Origin of the sequence: Novosphingobium sp. RL4, assembly GCF_035658495.1 — a bacterium.
Taxonomy (GTDB): Bacteria; Pseudomonadota; Alphaproteobacteria; order Sphingomonadales; family Sphingomonadaceae; genus Novosphingobium.
Map to the genome: position 1 here is coordinate 1,655,768 of NZ_CP141945.1, position 26,056 is coordinate 1,681,823.

At 65.5% G+C, this 26,056-nt stretch carries 16 protein-coding genes; 8 read left to right on the plus strand and 8 right to left on the minus strand.

The window, feature by feature from the left end; all coding sequences use genetic code 11:
- Positions 1 to 16: 16 nt before the first annotated feature.
- Positions 17 to 1,027 (minus strand): diguanylate cyclase, encoded by a 1,011-nt coding sequence (locus U9J33_RS24225; RefSeq protein WP_324699460.1) that lies wholly within the window; start codon positions 1,025 to 1,027, stop codon positions 17 to 19.
- 208 nt (positions 1,028 to 1,235) lie between these two features.
- Here U9J33_RS24225 and U9J33_RS24230 point away from each other — a divergent pair, with 208 nt between their 5' ends.
- Genes U9J33_RS24230 through U9J33_RS24240 form a run of 3 tightly spaced genes read left to right on the plus strand, consistent with a single transcriptional unit; the run spans position 1,236 to position 5,448 of the window.
- Positions 1,236 to 1,919: a response regulator transcription factor gene (locus U9J33_RS24230; protein WP_185999528.1), complete on the plus strand. Its 684-nt coding sequence runs from the start codon at positions 1,236 to 1,238 to the stop codon at positions 1,917 to 1,919.
- A complete protein-coding gene (locus U9J33_RS24235; RefSeq protein WP_324699461.1) occupies positions 1,916 to 3,217 on the plus strand; it encodes a FecR domain-containing protein in 1,302 nt (433 codons plus the stop codon). Before U9J33_RS24230 ends, U9J33_RS24235 begins: the two co-directional genes overlap by 4 nt.
- Positions 3,214 to 5,448, plus strand: a complete 2,235-nt coding sequence (locus tag U9J33_RS24240) for a CHASE2 domain-containing protein (RefSeq protein ID WP_324699462.1) — start codon at positions 3,214 to 3,216, stop codon at positions 5,446 to 5,448. The genes U9J33_RS24235 and U9J33_RS24240 overlap by 4 nt, the downstream gene beginning before the upstream one ends.
- Positions 5,449 to 5,475: 27 nt before the next feature.
- On the opposite strand, the gene U9J33_RS24245 is transcribed toward U9J33_RS24240, so the two are convergent.
- The 7 genes from U9J33_RS24245 to U9J33_RS24275 all read right to left on the minus strand — a co-directional run bounded on the left by U9J33_RS24245 (position 5,476) and on the right by U9J33_RS24275 (position 18,234).
- Complete coding sequence (locus U9J33_RS24245) at positions 5,476 to 5,976, minus strand: hypothetical protein (RefSeq protein WP_324699464.1); 501 nt, start codon at positions 5,974 to 5,976, stop codon at positions 5,476 to 5,478.
- 467 nt (positions 5,977 to 6,443) lie between these two features.
- Positions 6,444 to 8,282, minus strand: coding sequence for a DUF885 domain-containing protein (locus U9J33_RS24250; protein ID WP_324699465.1), 1,839 nt, complete (start codon positions 8,280 to 8,282; stop codon positions 6,444 to 6,446).
- Between the two features lie 187 nt (positions 8,283 to 8,469).
- A complete protein-coding gene (locus U9J33_RS24255; protein WP_324699466.1) occupies positions 8,470 to 8,643 on the minus strand; it encodes a hypothetical protein in 174 nt (57 codons plus the stop codon).
- Between the two features lie 51 nt (positions 8,644 to 8,694).
- Positions 8,695 to 11,712 (minus strand): TonB-dependent receptor domain-containing protein, encoded by a 3,018-nt coding sequence (locus U9J33_RS24260; RefSeq protein WP_324699467.1) that lies wholly within the window; start codon positions 11,710 to 11,712, stop codon positions 8,695 to 8,697.
- A 129-nt stretch (positions 11,713 to 11,841) separates the two neighbouring features.
- On the minus strand, positions 11,842 to 12,837 hold the full coding sequence (locus U9J33_RS24265; RefSeq protein ID WP_324699468.1) for a N(4)-(beta-N-acetylglucosaminyl)-L-asparaginase: 996 nt from the start codon (positions 12,835 to 12,837) through the stop codon (positions 11,842 to 11,844).
- A gap of 213 nt (positions 12,838 to 13,050) precedes the next feature.
- Positions 13,051 to 15,393 carry a GH92 family glycosyl hydrolase gene (locus U9J33_RS24270; RefSeq protein ID WP_324699469.1) on the minus strand — a complete coding sequence of 781 codons (2,343 nt, stop codon included), beginning with the start codon at positions 15,391 to 15,393 and terminating at the stop codon, positions 13,051 to 13,053.
- A 156-nt stretch (positions 15,394 to 15,549) separates the two neighbouring features.
- On the minus strand, positions 15,550 to 18,234 hold the full coding sequence (locus U9J33_RS24275) for a TonB-dependent receptor (protein WP_324699470.1): 2,685 nt from the start codon (positions 18,232 to 18,234) through the stop codon (positions 15,550 to 15,552).
- A 322-nt stretch (positions 18,235 to 18,556) separates the two neighbouring features.
- Here U9J33_RS24275 and U9J33_RS24280 point away from each other — a divergent pair, with 322 nt between their 5' ends.
- The 5 genes from U9J33_RS24280 to nagE all read left to right on the plus strand — a co-directional run bounded on the left by U9J33_RS24280 (position 18,557) and on the right by nagE (position 26,051).
- Positions 18,557 to 19,336, plus strand: coding sequence for a copper homeostasis protein CutC (locus tag U9J33_RS24280; RefSeq protein ID WP_324699471.1), 780 nt, complete (start codon positions 18,557 to 18,559; stop codon positions 19,334 to 19,336).
- 197 nt (positions 19,337 to 19,533) lie between these two features.
- Positions 19,534 to 20,580 carry an SIS domain-containing protein gene (locus U9J33_RS24285; RefSeq protein ID WP_324699472.1) on the plus strand — a complete coding sequence of 349 codons (1,047 nt, stop codon included), beginning with the start codon at positions 19,534 to 19,536 and terminating at the stop codon, positions 20,578 to 20,580.
- Positions 20,580 to 21,710, plus strand: a complete 1,131-nt coding sequence (gene nagA / locus U9J33_RS24290; RefSeq protein ID WP_324699473.1) for an N-acetylglucosamine-6-phosphate deacetylase — start codon at positions 20,580 to 20,582, stop codon at positions 21,708 to 21,710. The genes U9J33_RS24285 and nagA overlap by 1 nt, the downstream gene beginning before the upstream one ends.
- A 49-nt stretch (positions 21,711 to 21,759) precedes the next feature.
- Entirely contained in the window at positions 21,760 to 24,330 is a 2,571-nt protein-coding gene (gene ptsP, locus U9J33_RS24295; protein ID WP_324699474.1) for a phosphoenolpyruvate--protein phosphotransferase, read from the plus strand.
- On the plus strand, positions 24,327 to 26,051 hold the full coding sequence (gene nagE, locus U9J33_RS24300; protein WP_054435650.1) for an N-acetylglucosamine-specific PTS transporter subunit IIBC: 1,725 nt from the start codon (positions 24,327 to 24,329) through the stop codon (positions 26,049 to 26,051). Before ptsP ends, nagE begins: the two co-directional genes overlap by 4 nt.
- Positions 26,052 to 26,056 lie beyond the last annotated feature (5 nt).

The following is a 26,056-nucleotide window of genomic DNA, read 5'->3' on the forward strand; positions in this document are numbered from 1 at the left end:
AGGCGGACTGTGAACTTCAAGGATTGAAGCTGGGGGAGGCGATTTCGTGATCGTCGGAGAGATGGCTGAAGCGCATCGTGTTGCGTCCTGCGTCCTTCGCTTCGTAAAGGGCACGGTCTGCGGCGCCAAGGCAGCGGGCAGCATGATCGGCATCGACCGGCTTTCCGCGCCTGCCGTCGTTTACGGTCACGCCGATGCTGACGGTGATCCGGCCGAACGGACTTTCCGGATGGGTCATGGAAAGACGTTCCACCGCAATACGGCAGTTTTCGGCCACCCGCAGCGCGCCCGCAGCATCCGTGTCAGGCAAGACCATGACGAATTCCTCGCCCCCGAAGCGGCCCACGGCATCGCCGGCACGGCGGCCCCAGCGCGCGATCTCGCGGGCAATCGCGACCAGGCAGCGATCTCCCGCGAGATGGCCGAAGCAGTCATTGTAGTTCTTGAAGTAATCGACATCGACAAGCAGCAGGGCCATGGACGTTTCCTCGCGATTGCTGCACCGCAACTCTCTGGAAAGCGCGCTTGCCAGGCCGTTGCGGTTGAGCAGCCCGGTGAGATGGTCGGTGCGCAAGGACGACAGGAGCTGCCTGCGGGATTGCCGGAGCCGGGCCTCGATCCGGGCTTCCCGCGAGATGTCCATGGCGCCGATCAGCAGTTCCGCGACCAGCCCTTCGGCGTCGTAAGTCACGCTGAACGAGAGCAGGTAGGTGCGGCTCCGCCAGTAGATTCGGATATCGGGCAGGGGGGTGCCGTGTTCGGCGAACCTGTAGCATCGCTCAAGCATAGGGCCGAGCTGCGGAAACATCGTAGTGGCGCAGGCTCCATCGAGTTCCTCCACCGTATGGCCGGCAATCGCGGCCATCTGCCGGTTGATGAAGACGACGTGACGGGCGCGATCGAGGATGCAGAAGGCGAAAGGCACGGACTCGAAGAACCGGCCGAATACCGGAGTGACATCGGCAGAGGAGCGGTCATGGCGGCTTTCCGGAAACCCGGTATCTTCCGGGCAGGCAGCTCTCACCATGGAATCCATCCTCCTGTTCGACTTTTATGAGCGCCCCTGTTCCCCCTCTTGCGGGCAAAAGTCATGTAAAGGAGTGCAAATTTGTGGCGCTTGTAAAACCTTGTAAAACCGGCTGAAGGACTGCTGCCCAGGACGGTCCGCGCTGATATGCTACCTGCGGGGGCATGGTGCTGCGGAAAATCCGGGGCGGATCAGGGGCTACGCGCGAATGCGGATTGCAATTCTGGAGGACGATCTCGCCCTTGCCGGCTATGTCGAGAAGTCGCTGCTGGCCAGCGGCAACAGTTGTGCCATGTTTGCGGACGGTCAGAACCTCCTGCATCAGATGCACCGCGAGACTTTCGACATGCTGATCCTCGACTGGAATGTACCGGGCATGTCGGGCCTCCAGATACTGGACTGGATGCGCGAGAATCTGGACAGCAGGCCGCCTTCGCTCATGCTCACGAGCCGGTCTGCCGAAGAGGACATAGTGGCCGGACTGTCCGCCGGTGCGGACGATTACGTGATCAAGCCGGTATCCTCGGCCGTCCTGCTGGCGCGGGTGGCCGCCGTGGCACGGCGGGCGTATCCCACCCCCACCAACCCGGTCGAGACATTCGGCCCCTTCAGGTTCGACAGCCGGGCGGAAACGATCGAGCTGCTGGGAGAAGCGGTGGCCGTCACCGCGAAGGAGTTTGCCCTTGCCACGCTCCTTTTCAGGAACATGAACCGCGCCTTGTCCAGGGCTTACCTTCTCGAAGCGATCTGGGGCGTGCGACCGAACCTGCCTACGCGGACGCTCGACGCGCACATCTCGAACGTGCGCACGAAGCTCAACCTGCGCCCGGCGAACGGTTTCAAGCTCTCGCCGATCTACTCGTATGGCTATCGTCTGGAAGCCCTGACTTGAACTCTCGTTTTCTTTGCCGCGCATCCCTTGCCGCGGCGCTGCTGGCCACTTCGGCAGGTGTCCGCGCGGAGACGCCGGCCCATGTCGCTTACAGCGTCAACCGGAACGACACTCTCTACGACCTTGCCCGGCGCTATTTCGCCGATCCGGCGAGCTATCCGGTGGTTCAGAAGCTCAACAGGATCGGCAACCCGAGGCGGATTCCCGTAGGGCGCATCCTCAAGATACCGCGCTCCATGCTGCGCCGCGAACCCATCGAGGCGGTCGTGCAGAGCTATAGGGGGGCCGTGCTCGTGGGCGCGCGAAGCGCGGCCGTTGGGCTCAGGGTTCGCGAGGGAGATCTGATCGAGACGGGCGAGCGCTCGTTCGTTTCGCTGCGGCTGCCCGATAGCACCACCGTCTCCCTTCCTCCCGGAAGCCGTGTGCGCGTGGAGCGGCTGCGTCGCACCCTGCTGGCGGAATCCGTCGAGCGGCGCTTCGTCGTGCAGCGGGGGCAGGCGTCCGGGATCGTCACGCCGATGACGGACCCTCACAGCACCTTCGAGTTCCTGACGCCCCGCGCGATGACATCGGTGCGCGGAACCCGGTTCCGTACAAGCTACGATCCGGCCAGCGGGGCTTCGAAAGTCGAAGTCTCGGAAGGCAAGGTTGCGTTCCGGGAGACGCGGGAGAAGGAGCAGTTCGTCGTGGCGGGCTTCGGCACTAACGACGGGCTTGCGGCACCCGTGCCGCTGCTGGCGCCGCCAGAGCTGATGTCGCCGGACAGGGTACAGGCCGAGGAGCAACTGGTCTTCGCCGCGCGGCCGGTCGTCGGCGCTGCACGTTATCGCTTTCAGATCGCCCGCGATGCGGGTTTCATGGACGTGCTGGACGAAGCCTATGCGCAAGTGCCGCGCGCCGAATTCGCGGGCCTGCCTCGTGGGACATATTTCGTACGCATGGCCGGCATGGACGGTAACGACCTTGAGGGCCTTGCCTCGACCTATAGCTTCGAGCGCCGGCTCAACCGGCTACGAACCAGTTTCGAGGAAAGTCGTGCCGGCAGATACCGGCAGTTCCTGTTCCGCTGGCAGGCGCCGGATGCTCCGGAGGCCAGTTTCCGCTTCCAGCTGTCGCGCAGTCCCGATGGTTCCGCGCCGTTGGTGGACCAGACCGGCCTGACCGGGGATGCTTTCGTCATCACCGATCTCGCGGCCGGTACCTATTACTGGCGGGTGATGAGCATCGAGGCCGCCGAGGGGCAGGTCTACACAAAATGGTCGTCTGCCAATGAACTGCGGGTCGGGGCCGCGAAGTGAACCTCACGGTTCGCCTCAAGACCGAATGGTGGATCATTGCCGTGCTCGTCAGCCTTCTGGCTGTTGTCCTGACGCTAAGCGATGCGCTCTCGCGGTTGGATAATGCCGCTTACGACCATCTGCTGCAACTCGATCCCAAAAAGTCGGATGGCCATATCGCGCTGGTCGAGATTGACGACGACGCCCTTGCGCAACTTGGCCGCTGGCCATGGGATCGCGGCATTCATGCGCGGCTCGTCGATCGGCTGAGCGAAGCGGCACCGAAGGCGATCGTCTACGATACGCTTTTCACCGAGCCGGGTGCGCCCGCCGGAGATTCGAGGCTGGCCGGCGCTATCGGGCGGGCAGGGAACGTGTTCCTGCCCTTCTTCGTCAGCGCAGGCGGCCTGCCGGGCGGAGGAAACAGGATCGTCGACCCTATTCCGCTGCTGCGGAATGCTGCGAAGGGCACGGGCTTTACCGATTTCCTCGTGGATGCAGACGGGGTGATGCGCTCGGCCCCGGCACCGATCGGCTCCCGCCTGCACCTGATGGTCGAGGTTCACCGCAGCATCGGGAAAGGCGCGCAGGTGCCCGGATCGGGCAGGTTGATCCCCTTTACCCCCGGCGAGCCGTGGCTTCGTATTCCGGCGGCATCGCTCATCGCGGGAAAAGTTCCGGTCCAGGATTTGCGCGGCAAGTTCGTCCTGGTGGGAGTGACAGCCGGTGGTATCGGGCCGCGCTATCCCGTTCCCGGCCTCGGCACGATGTCCGGGCTCGAAATCAATGCCCAGTTCCTGCGCGGGCTGCTCGCCGATCTGATGATCGAGAAAGCGGGGATCGCGGCGCGGATCGGCTTTGCGGTCGTGCCGGTCTGGCTGCTCATGTTGTTGATGGGCCCGTTCCCGCGCGTTTCCCCGGCGCTGGGCCTTGCAGCCGCAACGGCGACCGTCCTGGCGGCCGCCGGCCTGCTGCTTCTCCTTGGACGGATCTGGCTTCCGCCCGCGACCGCGGTCCTGGCTCTCTGTATTGCCTATCCGATCTGGGGGTGGCGGCAACTTGCGATCACGCAGCGCTTCATGCACCGCGAACTGCTGCGTCTGGAGGCCGATTCCACGATCTTTGTGCAGCGCCCAAGGAAGGGGCGGCAACCGCTGCCCTCGACGATTTCACTGCTTACTGCCGCCATCACGAGCAACCGCGACATGAAGCATTTCGTCGCCGAACGGCTCGACCAGTTGCCGGACGCGACCCTCGTCACGAATGGTGAGGGTAAAATCCTGCTCGCCAATGCATCGGCGGGTAACCTCTTCGGGCCGGAGCAGGTCCGAAGCGGCGAGCCCGGCAAGGGTGCTGCACTGCTGGGCCGCTTCCGGCAGGCCGGATTCCAGGAGCCTATCCGCTTTCCCGACATGCCGACCGGGGGGGCGCTCAGTTTCGATGCCATTACGGACGATGGCCATTTCTTCGCCATCCGCTTTGCGCCCCAGCGCTCCGTCGATGGAGGCTTCGTTGGCTGGATCGTCCAGTTCATGGATGTAAGCGAGGCCAAGGCGGCGCAGCGCCAGCGCGACGATATCCTCGAACTCCTGACTCACGACATGCGCTCCCCGCAGGCATCGATCCTCGCCGTTCTGGAAACGGCGCCGAGCGAGAACATCGCGCCGGAAGAAGCGCGCCGCATTCGCCACTACGCGGAAAGGACGCTTGGTCTCGCCGATGGCTTCGTCCAGCTCGCGCGCGCTGAAAGCCTCGAGTATGCCCTGGAGGATGTCGCGCTGGGGGACATGATGATCGATGCGATCGATGATCTCTGGCCGCAGCTCACGGCCAAATCGATTTCGATCGATACCGCCGACGGTGAAGAGCGCCTGATCGTGCGGGTAGAGCGTTCACTCATGACCCGCGCGCTGATCAACCTCCTCGACAACGCGATCAAGTACAGCCCCGTGGGAAGCCATATTCGTTGCACTGTGCGGCAGGAGCCGGGAGATGACAACGAACTGCGCGCGATCTGTGAGATCGTGGACGAAGGCCCCGGACTGGAAGAGGAACACAGGCACAGGCTCTTCGAGCGCTTTCATCGCGGCCCGCTCGGCGCCGGTAGAAGAACGGATGGCGTCGGGCTTGGCCTGAGCTTCGTTCATACCGTTGTGGTGCGGCATCGCGGCGAGGTCCGCTGCGCCAGCGAAGCTGGCCGAGGCGCGACATTCACGCTGGCCCTGCCGCTTGCCGATCAAGGACAAGCCTAGGTTTACGGCCTCGGCGGAATGGACCGTTTACGGCCGGGCGGTTGCCGTCGCGGTGGAACCGCCGAGCTGCGTCAGGAACGCCTGCAAGAGCTGGCCCTCGACGCCGGGCCTGCCTTGCTTCACCGGCTCTTGCCCGACAAGGCGGTAGAGTTCCCGGCCCGTCTCCCGCTGCGAGATGACGAGCGTATAGACCCGCAGTTCGGTGGAACGGGACCGGGTGGGCGGCACGAGCCAGGTCTTTTCGTCCGCCTTGTCCTGAGGCGCGAAGAGGCCTGTCCCGCCGGGAAGCCGGGCCGTGGTGAGCTGGACGAGATAATCCGCCCTTTCCGAGCGCGAGAACCCCCGCGCTGCGAGATCGGCGAGAATAGCGCTCTGCCAGTCGCCGTCGTCTGCCGGCCCGCCAACCAGTTCGATACCGCCCGCCTGCGGAATAGCGCCTGTGGCATTCACAGTGGGTTTCGGCAGGGACGTACATGCAGGCAGCAGGGCTGCCAATCCCAGGAGCAGCGGTGAAGCGGGTACTTTCATCGTCATTTCCGATCAGGCCTGCAGGGTCGAGCGGTCTCGTAGGTGAATTCGCGGCTAAGTCCATCTCATGCAAGCCTTCGCCAACTGAGCGGCTTGCGAATTTACACTGCTTTACATCGCGTCTGAGGGATTTCGCCTATGCTGGGCTGGCCGTTGCAATCCGCTGCGGCCATCTCGATCGCGACGCTGCATTACCCCCCGCGCCAGCGAAAAATACCCCATGTATGGTGATCGAGGTGAGAAGTGATCCGGGCTCGAACCGGGCGCCACCTCCGGCCTCGCTCCCCCCAATGGAGCGAGGCCCTTTCTTTGCAGGCCAGCCATCATAAATGTAAACAATTGTTATCGCTATGGTGATGCAGCAGGCAGGTCTTTAGGGGAGGCGGCGGGCAGCGGCTCAGTCTCATCGACTGCCCCCGAGGAGCCGCTGCCCATCCTTTGCCATCCTTCGTCCGATGGCGTTGCGTTCAGCCGGCGGATGACCTGCTGGTCGATACCCAGTCGTCAACGACGCGTTCAAGCACGGTCAGCGGCATTCCGCCGCCCGCAAGCGCCGTGTCGTGGAAGCCCCGGATGTCGAAGCGGTCTCCCAGTGCCGCCCGCGCCTTTTCGCGCAGACGGACCCATTCGTTGTGGCCGACCTTGTAGGCGCAGGCCTGGCCCGGCCAACTGCAATAGCGCTCCACTTCCGAGGTCGCCCCGCCTTCGGCGCGGCCGGTATTGTCGATGAAATAGCGGATCGCTTGTTCGCGGCTCCAGCCCTTGGAGTGGATTCCGGTATCGACCACCAGACGCACCGCGCGGAACAGCAGGCTTTGATAGAAACCGATCCGGCCCAGCGGATCGTTGTCATAGGCCCCCAGTTCGTCGGCCAGCTGCTCGGCATAGAGCCCCCAGCCTTCGGCATAGCTGGAGAAGAACAGCAGGTTCATGAGCTTGGGCGCCGCCGCGCTTTCCTGCTGGAGCGCGATCTGGAGGTGATGACCCGGGATCGCCTCGTGATAGGTGAGGGTGGGGAGGCCGAATTTCGGCCAGTTGGCGGTGTCGGTCAGGTTGATCCAGTAGATCCCGGGGCGCGTGCCGTCGAGGCTGGGCGAATTGTAGTAGCCCTGCGAAGCGCCTTCCTGGATCTCGGGAGGAACGCGCTTGATCTGCACGCCTGCTTTGGGAAGGCGGCCAAAGGCCTTGGGCAACAGCGCCTGCATCGCCGCCATCTGCTCGTTCAAGTGCGCCACCAGTTCCACCTTCGCGGCGTCGGTGTTGGGATAGACGTTGGCGGGGTTGGCGATCAGGGCCGCCATGCGTTCGCCCACAGTGCCTTGGCTGAAGCCTTGCGACTTCAGCAAGGCGTCGGAGCGGGCGGTCAGATCGGCAACCTGTTCCAGCCCGATGCGATGGATCTCATCGGCGGACATCCGGGTCGTGGTGATGTAGTTCAGGCTATTGGCGTAATACTGCGCCCCTTGCGGCAGGCGCGATACCGAGGCGTCATGTCCGGCCTTGGGCAGGGCGGCCTTCAAGGCATCGTTCTGACGCTGGAGGGCGGGATAGACCCGTTCGGAGACCAGCTTTTCCACGCGCGCGCCCCATTCGCCGGGGATCGACTGTTCATGCGTGCGCCGCACGATCGACTGGACGAGCGTGGATTCGCCGGCCGCCGTGCCCAGCATTCCGGCCTGGAGGCCGATGGTCTTGTTCAGGATGAAATCGGGCGGGATGACGCCAAGGCCGAAATCCTCGCGCATCCGGTCGGTCTCGGCGGTCAGAACATCTGCAAAGTCGTTCACGCGCGAAACGAAGGCCTCGGCGTCGGCTGCCGTCTTGATGGTGTGCTGGTTGTCGAGGAAATCGGCGGTGTTGAGGTAGGCGCCGCCGCCCTGGCTGACCCGGTAGACCTGCGGCCAGCCACCCTGGCCATAAGGTATGGCGTAAGTATTGATGACGGAATCGAGGTTCGCCGCGATCGTGTCGTAATAGATCGCGTCCCGCGAATTCATCGAAGCCCTGTCGAGGGCGCCAAGCTGGGCGCGAGCAGTGCGGACGAGTGCCCGGTCCTTTTCCTCTTGCTCCCGCGTGGGAATCGTCAGGCGCGATTTCAGCGCGGCGCGGGCGCCGGTGTCCAGTCCCAGCTGCGTCGCCGTCTCTGGCGAGGCATCGACCTGGACTTCGAAGTACTTGTCCATGAAGGCGGCAAGGGCAGCGTCGGAACCGGCCGGCGACGCGGACACGCGTGCGAGCGCGGGGCCGGCCGCAACAGCGGCGGCACCTGCCGAAGCGGAAGTGAGGAAACGGCGACGATCGATCATGAAAGCTCCGGCGATAGTTTATGGCCGGAACTTACGCCATGGTTTCAAGCGAATGCAAATGGAGCGGATGATTTCGGGCAAGAAGAGGTGAAGAAGCCGCTCTCCCCATGAAATCATCCCGGGCTTGCCGCCGCTTTTGGACGCCAGTCATTGATCGGCCTCGCCGAACACCGGGGAGGGGCGCCGTTCAGAAGTCGGGATCGAAGCCGGCAACGGCCCGCAGGACGGGCGGACGATGAGCGGTATCCTCGGCTTGCGGCAATTTCTTCTTTTCAGGCACTTTGCCCGGATCGTTGATTTTCGTTCTGTTTCGGCGGGGCGCCGCCTTTTTATTGTTCATCGACTGCCTTGGTACATTCATTGCCTTGGAAGGGAGCCGCCGCGCCGGGCATGCCGGGCGCGGCGGAACCGATCAGAAGTTGACCGTCGCGCCGATGGCGATCTGGCGGCCAAGCGAGTCATACCGTGCCGAGAGCGTGTTGCTCCGCGACAGGCCGTAGTTGTAGGAATTCGGCAGCAGCGGCGGCAGCTTGTCGAAGATGTTGTTCGCCGAGATGCGGAACGAGAAGGCCTCGTCGACGCGGAACGTCATCGCAAGATCGAAGTAGTTCTGCGCCTTGATCCGGTAGAACGTCTCGCGCTCGGAGCTTTCGCTCCAGCCCAGTGCAGGGTCGCCCGAGTTGCTCACGTTGGTCAGCGGGCCGACATAGCGCCAGTTGAACGAGGCGTTGAAAGCGCGATCCTCGGTCGTGTAGGTGGCGCGCAGGCTGTGGGTCCACTTGGGGATCAGCTGGCCGCAGGGACCGCCGTAGTAACCCGCGCAGTTGTACTTGGCGAGGATCGGCGAATCCTGGCCGCCCGCCAGCGTGGTGAGCGAGCCCGAGAAGTCCAGCGCGAGGTCACCGTAACGGCCGAGGCCGAGGGTGTACTGGCCCTGGAAGTCCCAGCCGTGCGACTTGCTCTTGTAGTAGTTGGTCGTGCCGCCACGGATGAACCCGGTGGTGGGGTTGGTGCCCGGGTTGCTCGAGAGCGTACCATCGGCATTGCGCACGAACATCGAGCAGAAGAACTCGCTGCCGGTCTGGAGGCAGCCGTTCGAGAAGTAGTCGTAGTCGTTGTAGCCGATCGAATCGTCGAGATCGATCAGGAAGCGGTCCACGGAGACGACGAGGCCGGGCAGGAACGAGGGCTTGAGGACGACGCCGAAGGTCTTGGTATAGGCCGTTTCGGGGTCGACGGTATAGCCGCCGCGGCGCACGGTGCAGCCGATGTCGGTCGGGCAGACCAGCGTCGGGCTGCCGTAGAGGCTGTCCGCCAGGCCGGTCGCCGCGCAGACTTCGCGCGATGCTGCCGGAGCGCCGTAGACGGGAACCTGCTGGCCGTTGGCGCCGGTCGTGTACGTGACCGTCGGTGCGCAGATGTCGTTGTAGGCCGTGGTGATCCGGTCATAGCTGATGTTCGAGCCCTGGTAGGCTTCGACGACCGTGGGCGCGCGCTGCGCCTTGTTGATCGATCCGCGGAACGTGATGTCCGAGATCGGCGACCAGATCGCTTCCGCCTTCCAGGTGGAGAACACGCTCGGGTTGGAGCTGTACTTCGAAAGCCTGTAGGCGCCGTTGAACTGGAGCAGTTCGGCGAAAGGCTTGCGCTCGATGATCGGAACCTGAAGCTCGACGTTTCCTTCCCAGACGTGCTGCGAAAGGTTGGCGTCGGAGCCGCCGTTGTTTTCACGCCAGACGTCGTCCGCGTAGCTCTTCAGCTTGTCCTGGCGGAATTCGGCGCCCAGTGCGATGGCCACGCCCTGGTCGGCCCAGGGAGACTGGATGCCATAAGTGCCAAGATCGCCCTGCACGGTGGCGACCATGTCGTAGAGCGTGTTGATCGTGGTGGAGGTGCCGAAGCTGCCCTCGGTCAGGTAGTCGTAGAGCGCCTGGGTGTTGAGGGTGGAATTGGCGCTGAAGGCGTCGAAGGGAACGCAGCCATCCGTGGTGCCGGAGGCGCACTGGAGCTGCCCGTTGACGCTGACCACGTTGAGCGCGTTGTTGACGCGGTCGTAGTCAGGCTGGCCCCAGGTGATGTCCTGACGATTGCGGGCATAAACGCCGCCCACGTCGTAGCTCCAGCCTTGCGCGAACTGGCCGCGCACGCCTGCGGTCGCGCGCAGGCCCTTGTTGAGATAGACGTCCTCGATGTCCTTCACGTTGTTGAAGCGGTAGCGCAGTTCGATCGGCACGAGGTCGGAGGTGCCTGCCGAGCTGCCGCACACCGTCTGCGCCTGCGAGGCCGACATCAGCGGATTGTTGCAATTGACGTAGTAGGGCGAGGAGCCGTCGCCATAGGCAGTCGGGCTGTAGACGCGCGCCGGGTAGGGGTTGGTCGAACGGTCGCGGAACCACATCGCGCTGCCATAGAGTTCAGCCGCGTCCGAGATTTCGAACGAGGTGAAGCCGCCGGCGTTCCAGCGCTTGTCTTCGCGCTGGAAGGAATAGCCGTCATAGGGGTTGGCGGCGAGCGCGGTGCTATAGGGCACGAAGGTGCGCGAACCGTCGGGATTGTTGACGTACTGTTCGCCGCTGGCCGCGCCGGTGCGGGGCGAGATGTAGCCGTAGGGTGTGTAGGTCGATACCGTGCAGCTGAGCGGGCCATCCTTCACCGCTTCGGTCAGCTGGCAGCCCGAAGTCTCGCGCGAGGAATAGGGCACGAGCGCCGCTTCGCGGTAATTGACGTAGCCGCTGATGTGGAACCGGTCATCGAACAGCTTCTTGCCGAAGGTCAGCGAAAGGTCCGCGCGACCGCCGTCCGTGGTCGTGCCGCTGGCGGGCTGGTCGAACCCATACTGGCTGGCAACGTCCGAGATCAGCGTGCGCTTGTTCTTGTGGAGGTAGAAGTTGTAGTTGCCGTTGAGCTGGAGGCCCTCGAAATCGTCATCCATGACGAAGTTGACGACACCGGCAATCGCATCCGAGCCGTAGACCGCCGAGGCGCCGCCAGTCAGCACGTCAACGCGCTTGATGAGCGAGGTCGGGATCATGTTGGCGTCGACGCCGTTCATGGTGCCCACGCGCTTGCCGTCGATCAGCGTGAGGGTACGTTCGAAGCCGAGGTTGCGCAGCTTGATGCGCTGGCGACCGTCGGAATCCTGGTAGTTCTGCTGGCTGTCCGGCGAAATCTGCGGAATGCGGTTGAGAACTTCCTCGATGTTGACGGCGGCCTGTGCGCGGATCGCATCGTTGGTCACCGAGGTGATCGGCGCTGCCGCTGCCGAGTTCGGACGATTGATGCGCGAGCCGGTCACGACGATGGCACTTGCGGCGGAATTGGCCGTGCTGTCGGAGGCGGCATCGTCGGGCGCATTGCTCTGCGCCAGCGCCGGGGTAGCGAGACCCGTGATGCAGGTCGTCGCCAACAATAGTCTCGTGATCTTCCTCATTCGTTACCCCTTTTCTTCCCTGGTATTGATATTGCCTGGTATTAATCTGGTTCTGCCGGGTGCACGCGCTCGGCTTCCGCCGCGGGGACGTCGGGCAATCGCTCGGCTCGCTCGCGCCTCGGGGCGCGATCAGGCTCGGCGGAGGCTTTCCGAAGGACGGATGACGGTCCGGCCGGTCTGGTCCGTTACCGCGTAAGTGAAGCCGGGCTGGATCGCGAAGGCTCCGACCTGGCCGTCCGTGTCGATTGCGAGGAATGCGACCTGGGCGTCCTTCACGGCGTCTCCGCGCAAGGCAACGATATGCTCTACCGCTTCGCGGCAGGCGGCCATGGCCGACATGCCCATGCGCATCGAGCCGACCACTCTTGCGGCACCGGCAATGCGCGTCACTTCCTCGCCCACGCCGGTTGCCGTGGCTGCGCCGACGCCGGGTTCGACCAGCAGCCCGCAGCCCGACTGCGGGGAATCGCCGACGCGGCCGCGAAGCTTGAAAGCCATGCCCGAAGTCGTGCAGGCGCCGGCGAGGCGCCCGTCGGGGCTGCGCGCGAGAATGCCGATCGTGTCATGGTCGAGCGCCGACCCACGCTGGTTCTCGATATTGGCCACCGGCTTGTATTCGGCCTTCTTGAGCCATTCCTTCCACGCCGCCTCTGCCTCGGGCGTCAGCAGTTCCTGCGCTGCGAAGCCTTGTTCGCGTGCGAACTGCGCCGCGCCGTCGCCGACCAGCATGGTGTGCGGCGTGCGTTCCATGACGCGCCGCGCGACGGAGATCGCATGAACGTAGCCTTCGAGCGCGGCGACCGCGCCGGCATGGCCGCGGTCGTCCATGATGATCGCGTCCAGCGTGACGTGGCCATCGCGGTCAGGGTATCCGCCCAGCCCGACGGAGTGATTGGCAAGATCCGCTTCCGGCACCTGCGCACCGGCTTCGACCGCGTCGATCAGTGTTCCGCCGGCTTTCCAGCGAGCATAGGCAGCGGCATTCGCCGCCGCGCCGAAATCCCATGTCGACACCACGAGTGCGGCATTGACGGCATTCTTCGTGGTGCCGGCAGCGCGTGCCGTTCCTGCCGCGACCGATCCGGCCAGGGCAAGTCCCAAGGTGTTGCGACGCGAGAATCCCATGCCCACTGTCCCCCGGCCAGAGATGGCCACCTCGATTTTTCGTTAGTTACGGAACGGCACGCCCTTCCCGAAGCCTGCCTTGCAACAAAGCTGTCATAGGTATTAAATAAATTCAATTCCAAAATTCAGATTGGCATTAGATTTTTCCGATTTTTGACGGAATATGTCGCTAATTGGTCTCACCTCATCGCGGAAAGGTCGCGCGATTCCGTCTCAGGCCTGCCTTGGCGGGCGGCCGTGCGGGTCGCGGGCGAAGCCCAATTCAGGCACGTTCTGCATGTGGAAGGTGAGCCTGCCGCCCTTCATGAGCTCTTCGTGGCCGATCCAGCAGCGGTCATGTGCTTTTCCGTTCCATTCCACGCGGCCGTAGTAGGGGCGGTCGGATCGGTTGCCCGGTGCGCTGACGATCAGTTCGCGGCCATTGCCCAGCCTGATCCGCGCTTCCTCGAACAGCGGACTGCCGAAGATGTAGATGCCGCTGACGGGATCGACCGGGTAGAAACCCAGAGCCGAAAGCACGTACCAGGCGCTCATCTGGCCGCAATCGTCGTTGCCGATCACGCCTGCCGGCCTGGCACGGTACATCAGCGCCAGCAGGCGGCGAACCATGGCCTGCGTCTTCCAGTGCGCACCGGTCCAGGCGTAGAGATAGGCAACGTGGTGCGAGGGCTCGTTGCCGTGCGCATACTGGCCCACCATGCCGCTGATGTCCGGCGGCGCGTTCTTCGGCAGGGTCGAAGGCGCGTTGAAGAAGGCATCCAGCTTGGCTTCGAGACCGGCCGGGCCGCCCATCGCCTCGGCCAGGCCATGGACGTCGTGCTGGTTGAGGAACGTCGCCTGCCAGCCGTTGCTCTCGGTAAAATCGCGCCACTTGTCCGAATGGCCGAGTTCGACCGGATCGTAAGGCTCGGTCCAGGAACCGTCGTCGAGACGCGGCCGGGCAAATCCGGTTTGCGTGTCGAACACGTTCTTCCAGTTGCCCGAACGTGCTTTCAGCCGCGCGGCGTCGTCTGCAGCACCTGCGGCGCCGGCGATCCTTGCGGCGGCATAGTCGTCATAGGCATATTCGAGCGTGCGGCTGACGCTTTCGAAGACCTTGTCTGCGGGGACGTAGCCCTTGGCGTCATATTCCGGAATGCCGCGGGAATTGTCGAGCACGGGCATCGTGAAGTCGAACGAGCGGCGGCGGATATTGGGCCAGGCGGCGGCGTAATCGCCGGGGATGCCCTTGGCCATGGCCTCGGCAAGGACCGGCACCGAATGCCAGCCCATCATGCAGCCGGTCTCCACGCCCTGCAGCGGCCAGACCGGGGGGCCATAAGGGCTCTGCTGGGTCTGGCGTATAAGATCGGAAACGAACTCCTCGACCCGCGCGGGCCGGATGAGCGTCTGCAGGGGGTGGAAGGCGCGGTAGGTATCCCAGAGCGAATAGGCGCTATAGGCTTTCTGGCCTGGCGCGAGTTGGTGCACCTTGCGGTCGAGCCCCATGGTGCGGTCATCGACGTCGGAGAACAGCGTGGGGCCGATCGCAGCGTGATAGAGCGCGGTTGCCATGATCGTGCGCTGTTCGGCGCTGCCGCCGGTCACTTCGATATGCGAAAGTTCCTCCGCCCATGCGCGGGCAGCGGCCTGGCGATAGATGTCGAAGTCGAAGTGCGTCGCCTCCGCCGCGAGGTTCGCGCGGGCACCGGCGATGTCCACGGCCGAAACGGCGGTGCGCAACACCAGCGGCGCGCTTCCGGCATCGTCGAAGTGGATGGCGGCCTTCAGGCGGCGACCCTTGACCTGCTTGCTGCCGGCAGGCTGGGGGCTGTCTTCGTCACCGAAGAATTCCACCCGGCTCGGCGGGCGGGAAAACTGCATCGCGAAGTAGATGTGCCGGCCCTTGGCCCAGCGGAACACCCGCCGCTGGCCGGTGAGAGTGCCGTCCGCGTCCAGTGCCATTTCCGCATCGTCGATCAGCGGATACTTGTCCGAGGAATCGAGCACGAGATGCGAGAGATCGATCAGCAGGTGGCCGGCTTCTCCAGCAGGATAGCTGTGGCGCTGGATGCCGGTGCGCAGCGTTGTGGTCAGTTCGCTGGACACGCCGTTTTCAAGCTGGACCCGGTAGTAGCCGGGTTCCGCCGTCTCGTTGCCGTAGCGCAGGCGATAACCTTCGTCCGGCCGGTCGAGCGGTCCCGGCTTGAGGCGGACCTCGCCCCGGCAGGGCACGACCAGCACGTCCAGCATGTCGCCGATGCCGGTGCCCGAAAGGTGGGTATGCGAGAAGCCGAGCAGCGAGGCGTCGCCGTGGTGATAGCCGGAGCAGGTGTCCCAGCGCGCAGTGTCGGTATCCGGGCTGAGCTGGACCATGCCGAAGGGCAGGGTGGCGCCCGGGAAAGTGTGGCCGTCGCCGCCGGTGCCGATGAAGGGATCGGCCACGGCATCAGTCCCGGTTCCGGCCGGCGCCGCTTCCGCTGCAAGAGCGCGGGTCGCGCCGGCAGGAACGGCGGCGGCCAGCAGCGCAAGGCGGCAGGAGCCGGACATCAGGTGGCGGCGACTCAAGGCAGTCATGTCTGGCATCCCCAGTCTATGAGGCCCCGTTCTACAAGGCCTCTTTCATAAAAGGACGGCGCCTGTCCGCAGGCAGGAAGCCCCGGACAGGCGCCGGCCCGTGTGCATGCAGATCTTAGTGAGGAGGAGGAGGACCTACACGCTTTTGCACGGGACTTAGAAGCTGAACTGGGCAGTCGCCGCGAAGACGCGCCCGTTCTTGTAGAAGGCGGTCGGCGCCGACTTGGTGCCGCTGTACGAGTAATACGTCGAATCCAGCAGGTTCTGGGCATTGGCCTGAACCGTGAAGTGCTCGTTGATCTTGTAGGAGATCGATGCGTCAAGCTGGTGATAGCCGTCGGTCGAATCCACCGAATTCAGGCGGCCGATGCCGGTGAAGTAGTGGCTGCGCCAGTTCCAGCTCACGCGTGCCTGGAACGGACCCTTTTCGAAGTAGGGGATCACGTTGATGGTGTGCTTCGAGAGGTAGGGCAGGTTGAGCACGTTTCCGTCGGCGTCCCGGCCGCCCCTCGCGTCGGCGAACGTGTAGTTCGTCAGGATGCCGAAGCCGCCCCAGATCGGGGTCTGGAAGCCCAGTGACACGCCGTTGACGGTGGCGTTCGAGGCATTGACCGGGCTGGAGACGATATAGGTCTCGTTCTGCTGGGTCAGGTTGTTGAACAGCACCTGCTGGCTCGTGGTGGTCACGATGTAGGACGAGATTTCGCGGCGGAAATACTCGGCCGAAAGCAGCGCGCTGTGTCCGAAGTACCATTCGGCTGAAAGCTCGTAGTTGGTGGAGGCGTAAGGCTTGAGGTCGGGGTTGCCGCCGCCTGCCGTCAGCTGCGTGTCGTTGCGGCTGAAGGCGCCGGCAAGCTGGCCGTAGCGCGGACGGGCGATGACCTTGGCGATCGAGCCGCGCAGCTTGAGCTGGTCGTTCACTTCCCAGCTCACGTTGATGCTGGGAAGGCCCTTCAGATAGTCGTTCGTGGCGCGGGTCGGCGTGTAGGTGTCGTTTTCGGCGGTGTAGAGGTAATAGTCCGAAACGTCCTGGGTATAGACCGCCCGGTAACCCACGTTGCCGCGGATCGGGCCGGTTTCGAAGTCGAGCTGCACATAGGCGGCGGCCGATTTCTCACGGACCTTGAACGAGGTTCCTTCGTCGAGGCCGGTATCGACGTAGATGCCGTTGTTCAGCGTGTCGATGACGTCGCCGCTGTGCAGCGTTGCGAACTGGTTGGCGTTGCCGCCGGAGCCCAGACCGCTGAACAGCCCCGATGGCGTCAGGGTGTAGTCGTAGTCGGCAAGGCTGATCGGATCGGTCAGGTAGACCTGCGATCCGGTGGCGCGCAGGCTGTTGACGTGATCCGATGCCTTCACGCCCATGCGCACGGACTTGAAGAAGCCGTCGTCCACGTCCAGCTTGGCGTCGAACTGGCCGTAATGCTCCTTGTCGCGCTGGCGCGAGGTGGCGATGCCGCCGATCTGGTATGCCTGGATGGTGCTGCCGTCCGGCAGCGTGACATCGCGCAGGTCCGAGCGGAAGAACGCGGTGGGGTCGGTCGGCGGGGTGGAGAACGTCACCGAAGTCTGGTTCTGCCCGTAGCTGTAGCTGAAGGGCATGTTGGACTGGAGGTTCATCAGGTATTCGGGGTTGGTGCCGCCCGTGGCCTTGGTCCAGCCCACGTTGCCCGACAACGTCAGGCGATCGGTTGCCTTCCACGTGGTGTCGAGATTGTAGCTGTCGGTCCGCACCTTGGTCTTGCGGTAGTTCATGTCCAGCTGCGAACTGGTGGAGGGCAGGTTGGTCGCGCCGAAGGATGCGTCCGTGACGAGCCCGTTGGAGATCGTTGCCGATTCCAGCGCGCCGGCGGCCCAGGTCGGAACCACGTACTGCGACTGGCTGAAGTTGTTGTAGGTGCCTTCGATGTGAAGGCCGGTAAGGTTGAATTCGAGGCGGTCGCTGGGCGCCCACTGCACGGCGAACTGGCCGCCGATGCGCTCGCGCGTCTGCTTGAAATAGGCGTGGTTGATGCCGTAGGGATAACGGGCGTTGGCCAGGTCTTCGGCGGTCCCGCCGGTCAGCACTGCGTTCGGGTTGTTCAGCGTGACGTTGCCGTCGGCATCGGTGGACGTGAAGTCCGAGCCGCTGTTGTAGCCGAAGTACTCGACGCCTGCACGGGCCAGCGAATCCCTGTCGTAAGTGCCTGCCACCAGGATGCCGAAGGTCGCGTTGTCGTTCTTCCAGCTGTAGAGCAGCGAGCCTCGCGGATTGCCGATTTCGGATCGATCGTTGTAGCCGTAGCCGATCGAGCCGTTGATGGTGTTCTTGTCGAGATCGAGCGGCTTGCGCGTGCGCACGATCACGGTGCCGCCCAGCGAACCTTCGTCGATCCGCGGTTCGGGGGACTTGAACACCTCGATCTGCGAGACGATTTCCGGCGCCAGCAACGAGTAGTTGAAGGTACGGCCGGTCACGTCGCCGGAATTGCCGCCCCAGTCTGCCGAAGCGATGGTGTGACCGTCGATCAGGACGCGGTTGAGCGCCGGGTCGGTGCCCTGGATGGAGACGCGCTCGCCGATGCCGAACTGGCGGTCCACGCTGACGCCGGGGATGTGGGACAGCGATTCCGCGACGTTGCGGTCAGGAAACTTGCCGATGCCTTCGGCGGTGATGACATCGACCACGGCGTCCGCATTGCGCTTCACGTTGATCGCGTTCGTCAGTGCGCCGCGGATTCCGCTGACCACGATCGCGTCCTGGTCGTTCTGGTCCTGCGGGGCTTCCTGTGCGAAGGCGGGGGCGGCGAAGCCCATGGTGGCGCTCGTCGCCAGCAGCATCGCGCGTGCTAGTTTCATCATAGTTTTCCTCATGACCCGAACCCGTGAGCGCGCCGTGACGTTATGTTTGCGGAAATGCGTGCCCGATAACTTCCTGCGGACAATGCCAATACAAAGCCAATGTCCTAATTCAATGTCACCAAAATAGATCCTCCTGTCCACAGTAAATTTCTTCTTGTTCGGCAAGGTGGTCGAAAATTGGCGGGAATGGTGGGAAAATGGGAGGTTGCGGCGGCTGGGCTGGCTGTTGGCGGCATTGGCTTTGCGGTGGAACGGGATGGCGCGTCGGGCCAAAGTATGTCCAATTTCCGACAGTGCGAATCGCCGGCCGTGACGGGGCCGGATGTCTTTTGGAAGGGGCGAAGTGCTCGAAATCTGTGTCGAAGATGCCGCCGGTCTTGCTGCCGCTGTCGCCGGGGGTGGCGGCCGGGTGGAGCTTTGCAGCGCGCTGGCGCTGGGCGGGCTGACGCCGCCGCGTTCGCTGGTCCGGCTGGCGGCGCAGGCGCCGATTCCCGTCCATATGCTCTGCCGCCCGCGAGAGGGCGATTTCGTCTACGGGCCGCAGGAAACCGCGCAAGTCTGCGACGATATCGATCTGGCCGCGGAAGCGGGGCTGGCGGGAATCGTCATCGGGGCGGGCGCTGCGGGCGGACTTGACCTGGCGGTTCTCGGCACCTGGCTCGATCATGCCCGGCGGGCGGGAACGGCACGCGGGGCGCGGCTTTCGCTGACCCTCCACCGCGTTTTCGACGTGCTGGACGACATGGAAAACGGACTGGAGCAGGCGGTGGCGATGGGGTTTGACCGGATTCTGACGTCCGGCGGCGCGGTGCGGGCGCCCGAGGGGGTGCGGATGCTTGCGCATCTCCATGAACTGGCCGCCGGGCGCATCGTGATTCTGGCCGGATCGGGGGTCTCGGCCGAGGCGGTGCCGGCGCTGCGCGCGGCCGGAATCGAGGAGTTTCACGCCTCCTGCCGCACCCCCGGCACGGCGACGACGGCATCGGGGCGGCTGGAAGAACTGGGCTTCCAGAAGGGAAACCGGCCGGTGACGGACGCTGCCGAGGTGTCCCGGCTGCAGGCTGCCATCGCGCGTGGGCAAGGCGGGTTGAACGACACCTAAAAGGGGTAGAGCGACACGCAGCGACCGCTGGCGAGGGTGGTGCCGGAAGAAAAACGCGCTTGCCCTTGCGAAACCAATTGCGCATCGCCTGCAGTTGGGGAATACCAATATAGAACTTATGTAGATATTGGTAAGCAGACGCTCCCGTCTGGCGCTTTTCCGCCGACCGGGGGCGGTGCGAAGGAGATTTCGCCGCAATGCAATCCGAAGTTGCTCATCCGTCCCAGTCGCTCATGGCCCGCGAGACCGCCGAGGCGCCGCAGGCCGTTCGCGCGTTCCTGGCCCGCAACCAGGACACTCTCGCATCGCTTGCGCAGGACCTGCGCGGCAGCCCGCCTTCGGTGGTGGTGACCTGTGCGCGCGGATCGTCCGACAACGCGGCGACTTACGCCAAATACCTGATCGAGACGCTGGCCGGTGTGCCGGTGTCCTCTTCCGCGCTCAGCGTTTCGTCGGTGTTCGGCGCCGAGATGCAGCCGGGCCGCGTGCTCGTGATCGCCATTTCGCAAAGTGGCCGTAGCCCCGACCTGCTCGCGGCGGTCGAGGCGCATCGCCGTGCGGGTGCCCGCGTCGTCGCGCTGGTGAATGACGAGACCGCCCCGCTTGCCGATCTGGCGCAGTGGGTGCTGCCGCTTCACGCCGGGCCGGAGAAGTCCGTTGCGGCCACCAAGTCCTACATCGCCTCGCTTGCCGGGGTCGCCGCCATCGTCGCGCAGTGGACCGGCGACGCCGCGCTGACGGAGGCGCTCGGCAGGCTTCCCGATGCGCTGGCCATTGCCGCCGGCACCGCGCCGTTCGATCTGGTCGAACGGCTTTCCGCAGCGACGAACCTTTTCGTGATCGCGCGCGGATACGGCTTCGGCATCGCCCAGGAAGGCGCGCTGAAGCTCAAGGAAACCTGCGGTCTTCATGCCGAAGCCTATAGCGCCGCCGAAGTGCGCCACGGCCCGATGACGATCATCAACGAAGGCTTTCCCATCGTAGCCTTCGCCACGTCCGACGCCAGCGGCGAAAGCGTGCGCGATGCCGCGCGCGAATTTGCCGGGCGCGGTGCGCAAGTCGCGCTGCTCGATGCCGAGGCACCCTTCGGCGAAGGCACGCTGGCCGCGCTTGCGGGCCATGCGGCGCTGGAACCGCTGCTGATGATCCAGTCCTTCTACCCGCAAGTGAACGCACTTTCGCTGGCGCGCGGGCTGGACCCGGACAATCCGGCCCACTTGCGCAAGGTAACCGAGACCCTGTGATGAAAACCGCCTTCGTCAACGGCAACGTCTATCTGGATCGCGCCTGGGCGCGCGATGCCGTGGTGACGGTGGAGCAGGGGCGCATCCTGGCCGCGCAGCGCGGGACGGAAGCCGACGAAATCGTCGATCTCGACGGTGGCTGGCTGGTGCCGGGCTTCATCGACGTGCAGGTGAACGGCGGCGGCGGCGTGCTGCTCAACGATGCGCCGACCGTGGCGGGAATCGCCGCGATCGCCGCCGCCCATGTGCGGTTCGGGACGACCGCCATGCTGCCCACGCTCATCAGCGCGACGCCTGACGTGATCGCGGCGGCGCTGGACGCGACGGACGAGGCGATTTCGGCCGGGGTGCCCGGTTGCATCGGCATTCACGTCGAAGGGCCGGTGCTCAACGCGAAGCGTCGCGGCATCCATACCGAGGGCAACTTGCGCCGGCTGGACGATGCCATGGTGGACCTGTTGACCCGCCCCCGCGCCGGCAAGGTACTGTTCACCATCGCGCCGGAATATCTTCACGCCGATCAGGCCCGTGCGCTGACCGGCGCCGGGGTGGTGCTCGCGATGGGGCATTCCGACGCCGATTACGAAACCGCGCGTGCCGCCTTCGACATGGGCGTTACCGGGGTCACTCACTTGTTCAATGCCATGTCGGCGCTTCATCACCGCAACCCCGGCATGGTGGGCGCGGCGCTGGAGAACCGCACGGCCTGGTGCGGGCTGATCGCCGACGGCTACCATGTCCATCCCGCCGCGATGCGCGTGGCGCTGGCGAGCCGCCCGCTCGAGCGCTTCATGCTGGTGACGGACGCGATGCCCTGCGTGGGATCGGACCTTGCCAGCTTCGAACTGGACGGCCGCGAGATCACCGTGGCGGAAGGGCGCTGCGTGGGCGCGGACGGCACGCTGGCGGGCGCGTCGCTCGACATGGCGGGCGCCGTGCGTAATGCCGTGGACATGGCGGGACTTTCGGTGGCGCAGGCGGTTGACATGGCCAGCGTGCAGCCGGCGGAATTTCTGGGCCTCGGTGCGGAACGGGGCGTGATCGCCGCCGGATATACCGCCGATTTCGTCCATCTCGATCGCGCCATGGCGCCGCAGGCGACATGGATCGCCGGCGAACGGGCATTCTGATATCGATTTCTGGAGACAAGCCAAAACTATGACTGCCTCCGTTTCTTCCATGACTGCCGAGCGGGCCATGACTCCCGCCGGGCACACCATCGTCGTCACGGCTCCGCTGGAGGGCTGGCTGGCGCCGCTGGCCGAAATTCCCGATCCGGTCTTCGCCGGGGGGATGCTGGGCGACGGCGTGGCCATCGATCCCACCGGCGGCATGCTTCACGCACCTTGCGCGGGAACGGTGGCCTCGCTTGCGGCGACCGGCCATGCCGTGACCCTGCGCCTTGAAGGCGGGGCGGAACTGCTGCTCCATCTCGGTGTCGATACCGTGGCGATGGGCGGGCGCGGTTTCACGCCGCTGGTGGCGCAGGATCAGGTCGTGGCGGCGGGCGATCCGCTGGTGCGGTTCGATCTCGATGCCGTGGTGACCGGCGCGGCCAGCGCGATGACGCCGGTGCTCCTGCTCGCCGGTGAGGAATGGACGCTGGAATCGAAGCGCGATCCCGGCCCGGTCAAGGTGGGCGATGTGGTGATGGCGCTGCGCCGCGTTTCGGGGACCGGCGCTGCCATGGGCGAGGCTGCCGGATCGCCGGACGAGGAACTGGTGCGCGAACTGCCGGTTCCGCTGCGCCACGGCATTCACGCCCGCCCGGCCGCGCGCCTGCGGCAGGTGGCGACGTCGTTCGAGGCGGTGGTCCGCATGGAAATCGCGGGCAAGTCCGCAAGCCTGCGCAGCCCGGTTGGCGTGCTGGCCCTTGGCGTCAGGCTGGGAGACCGTATTTCGCTTCACGCGCGCGGCAGGCAGGCGGGCGAAGTGCTCGACGCGCTGGAGGCCCTGATCGCCAGCGGCATGGGCGAACTGGCCCACGCCGATGAACAGCCCCCCGCACAGCCGGTGCGCGTGGCGGCTCCGGCGGCGCAGCGCCGGGTCACGCAGATCGCGCCCGACGGCACCCTGACAGGCGTGGTTGCCGCGCCGGGCGTGGCCGTGGGCGAGGCGGTCCGCTATCGCCTCGGCGAGGTGGAGGTTTCCGAAGGTTCCGGCGATCCCGCGACCGAGCGCGGCCTGCTGGATGAAACGCTGGCGGCGCTGCGCGCGAAGATCGCGCAGGAAAGCGAAGGCGCGCCGCCCCATGCCGCGTCGATCCTCGCCGCCCATGCGGTGATGCTGGAGGACGAGGACCTGCTCGCCGCCGCGCATGAGGCCATCGCGAAAGGCGACAGCGCGGGCGCGGGCTGGCGGCTCGCCATCGGCGCGCAAGTCGATCTCCTGCTGCGTTCGGGCGATGCGCGCCTTGCCGAGCGCGTGGACGACATGCGCGATCTGGAACGGCAGGTGCTTTGCGCGCTGATCGGCGGCGATGCCGCCGGCTTCGCGCTGCCGCAGGATGCCGTGCTGATCGCCGAGGATCTGCTGCCCTCCCAGCTCATGGCGCTCGATCCCGAGCGGCTGGCGGCGATCTGCCTCGTCAACGGCGGGCCGACGTCGCATGTCGCGATCCTTGCGGCCGGGCTCGGCGTGCCGATGCTGGTGGCGATGGGCAGCGCGCTGGACGATATTGCCGAGGGCGCGGTTCTGGTGGTCGATGCCGCTGCCGCGCGGCTCGAAACCGGCGCCTCGGCGGAGCGGATCGCCGGGGTTCGCGATCAGCTTGCCCTGCAGGCCGCTCGCCGCGCCGCCGCGCTCGAAGCGCGGGGGCCGTGCCACACCGCGGACGGCACGCGGATCGAGGTCTTCGCCAACCTCGGCTCGCTGGCCGATGCGCGGCAGGCGATGGCGAACGGCGCGGAAGGCTGCGGCCTGCTGCGCAGCGAATTCCTCTTCGTGGAGCGAGCGCAGGCGCCGGGCGCCGGTGAGCAGTTGGAGACGTACCAGGCCATTGCCGATGCGCTGGAGGGCCGTCCGCTGATCGTGCGCCTGCTCGATATCGGCGGCGACAAGCCCGCGCCGTTCCTGCCGATGCCGGCCGAGGAAAACCCGGCGCTGGGCCTGCGCGGCATTCGCGTCGGCCTTGCCTATCCCGAATTGCTGGAAGCGCAGGTCGAGGCGATCCTCAGCGTGCGTCCTGCCGGACAATGCCGGATCATGGTGCCGATGGTGGCCAGCCTGTCCGAACTGCGCGCCGTGCGCGGTGTGGTGGACGGCGTGGCGACGCGTCTGGGCCTTGCCGGGCCGGTGTCGCTGGGCATCATGGTGGAGACTCCCGCCGCCGCCGCAACCGCGGACATCCTTGCGCGGGAGGCCGATTTCCTCTCGGTGGGGACGAACGATCTCACCCAGTATGCGCTGGCGATGGACCGGGGCAATGCGGCGGTGGCTTCGGCCATCGACGGGCTCCACCCGGCGGTGCTGCGCCTGATCGCGCTCACTTGCGAGGGAGGGGCGCGGCATGGCCGCTGGACCGGCGTCTGCGGCTCGCTGGCGTCGGACCCGCTGGCGGTGCCGCTGCTGCTGGGCCTCGGCGTGGGCGAGCTTTCGGCAACGCCCGCGCAAGTGCCCGATATCAAGGCGCTGGTGACCGGGCTCGACATGGAACGCTGCCGCGCGCTGGCCGCGCGTGCGCTGGAATGCGGCTCGGCGGGCGAAGTGCGTGCGCTTGTACGCGAATTTCTGAAGGAGCAGGGGGCATGAGGCGGGTTCTCGAAACGTTGCAGCCGCTGGGCCGTGCGCTCATGCTGCCGATCGCGGTGCTTCCGGTTGCGGGGCTGCTGCTGCGGCTGGGCCAGCCGGACCTGCTCGACATTGCGCTGCTGAGCGCGGCGGGCGATGCGCTGTTTTCGCACCTCGGGCTGCTGTTCTCCATCGGCGTCGCCACCGGCTATGCGCGCGACGGCAACGGCGCGGCCTGCCTTGCCGGCATTGTCTGCTTCCTCGTCGCCACCGAAGGCGCCAAGGTGCTGATGCCGGTGCCGCCGGGCATCGATCCCGCGCTTTCGAAAGAGGCTTTCGCGGCAGCGGTGGCGGCGGCGAAGAGCCAGGCCATCGGGCGGCTCGACGTGCCGATCGGCATCGTCTCCGGCCTGGTCGGCGGGCTGTTCTACAACCGGTTCTCGGCCATGAAGCTGCCCGAATACCTGGCCTTCTTCGGTGGGCGCCGGTTTGTTCCGATCGTTTCGGGCGTGGCCGGACTGGTCATCGCCAGCCTTGTCGGCCTTGGATTCCAGCCCATCGTCACCGGGATCGACGGGGTGAGCCACGGCATCACCGGGCTGGGCGGCTTCGGACTGTTCCTGTTCGGCCTCATCAACCGGCTCCTGCTGGTGACCGGGCTGCACCATGTCTTCAACAACCTGTTCTGGTTCGTCTTCGGCGATTTCGACGGCGCCCACGGCGATATCCGCCGCTTCTTCGCGGGCGATCCCACCGCCGGAAGCTTCATGACCGGCTTCTTCCCGGTCATGATGTTCGGCCTGCCAGCCGCCTGTCTCGCGATGTACCGCGCGGCCCGGCCCGAGCGGCGCAAGGCGGTGGGCGGCATGTTCTTCAGCCTCGCGCTGACCTCGCTGCTGACCGGTGTGACCGAGCCGATCGAGTTCAGCTTCATGTTCCTCGCCCCGGTGCTCTACGCCATCCACGCGGTGCTCACCGGCATTTCGATGTGGCTCACCGATGCGCTGGGCATGCATCTGGGCTTCGGATTTTCGGCAGGACTGTTCGACTATGTGCTGAACTTCGGCAAGGCGACACGCCCGCTGCTGCTGCTGCCGGTGGGCCTCGTCTACTTCGCGGTCTATTACGGTGTCTTCGCTTTCGCGATCCGCAAGCTGGACCTCAAGACCCCCGGCCGCGAGGAAGAGGATGCCGCTGCGCCCGCCGCGAGCGAGGCTTCGGCAGAGCAGACGCGCGGGCACGCCTATCTTGCGGCGCTGGGCGGCAGCGGCAACCTCCTGGAGGTTTCCGCCTGCACCACGCGCCTGCGCCTCATCATCGCCGATCACGGCGCGGTGGACGAGGCGCGGCTGAAGGCGCTGGGTTCACGCGGGATCGTGCGCCCTTCGGACAAGGCGCTGCAGGTGATCCTCGGCCCGGTTGCCGATATCGTCTCGGTCGAGATCCGCGAGGCCATCGCGGCGGGACCTGCCCCGCTGTCGAAGCCGGTGACGGCCCCGGCAGTCACCGAAGCCGCCGCGCAGCTCCAGCTTCCGGCGAACCTTGCACAGGCCCTTGGCGGCGAGGGGAATTTGCGCGGCGCGGCGCGCTATGGCAACCGCCTCAGGGTCGAGCTTGGCGATCCGGAAATGATCGACGATGCGGCGCTGGTCGCTGCTGGAGTACGCGGCGTGGGCGCGACGGAAGGCCCGGCCATCCACTTGCTGTTTGCCGCCGCCGATCTGGACCGGATGGCAGCCTGACACCT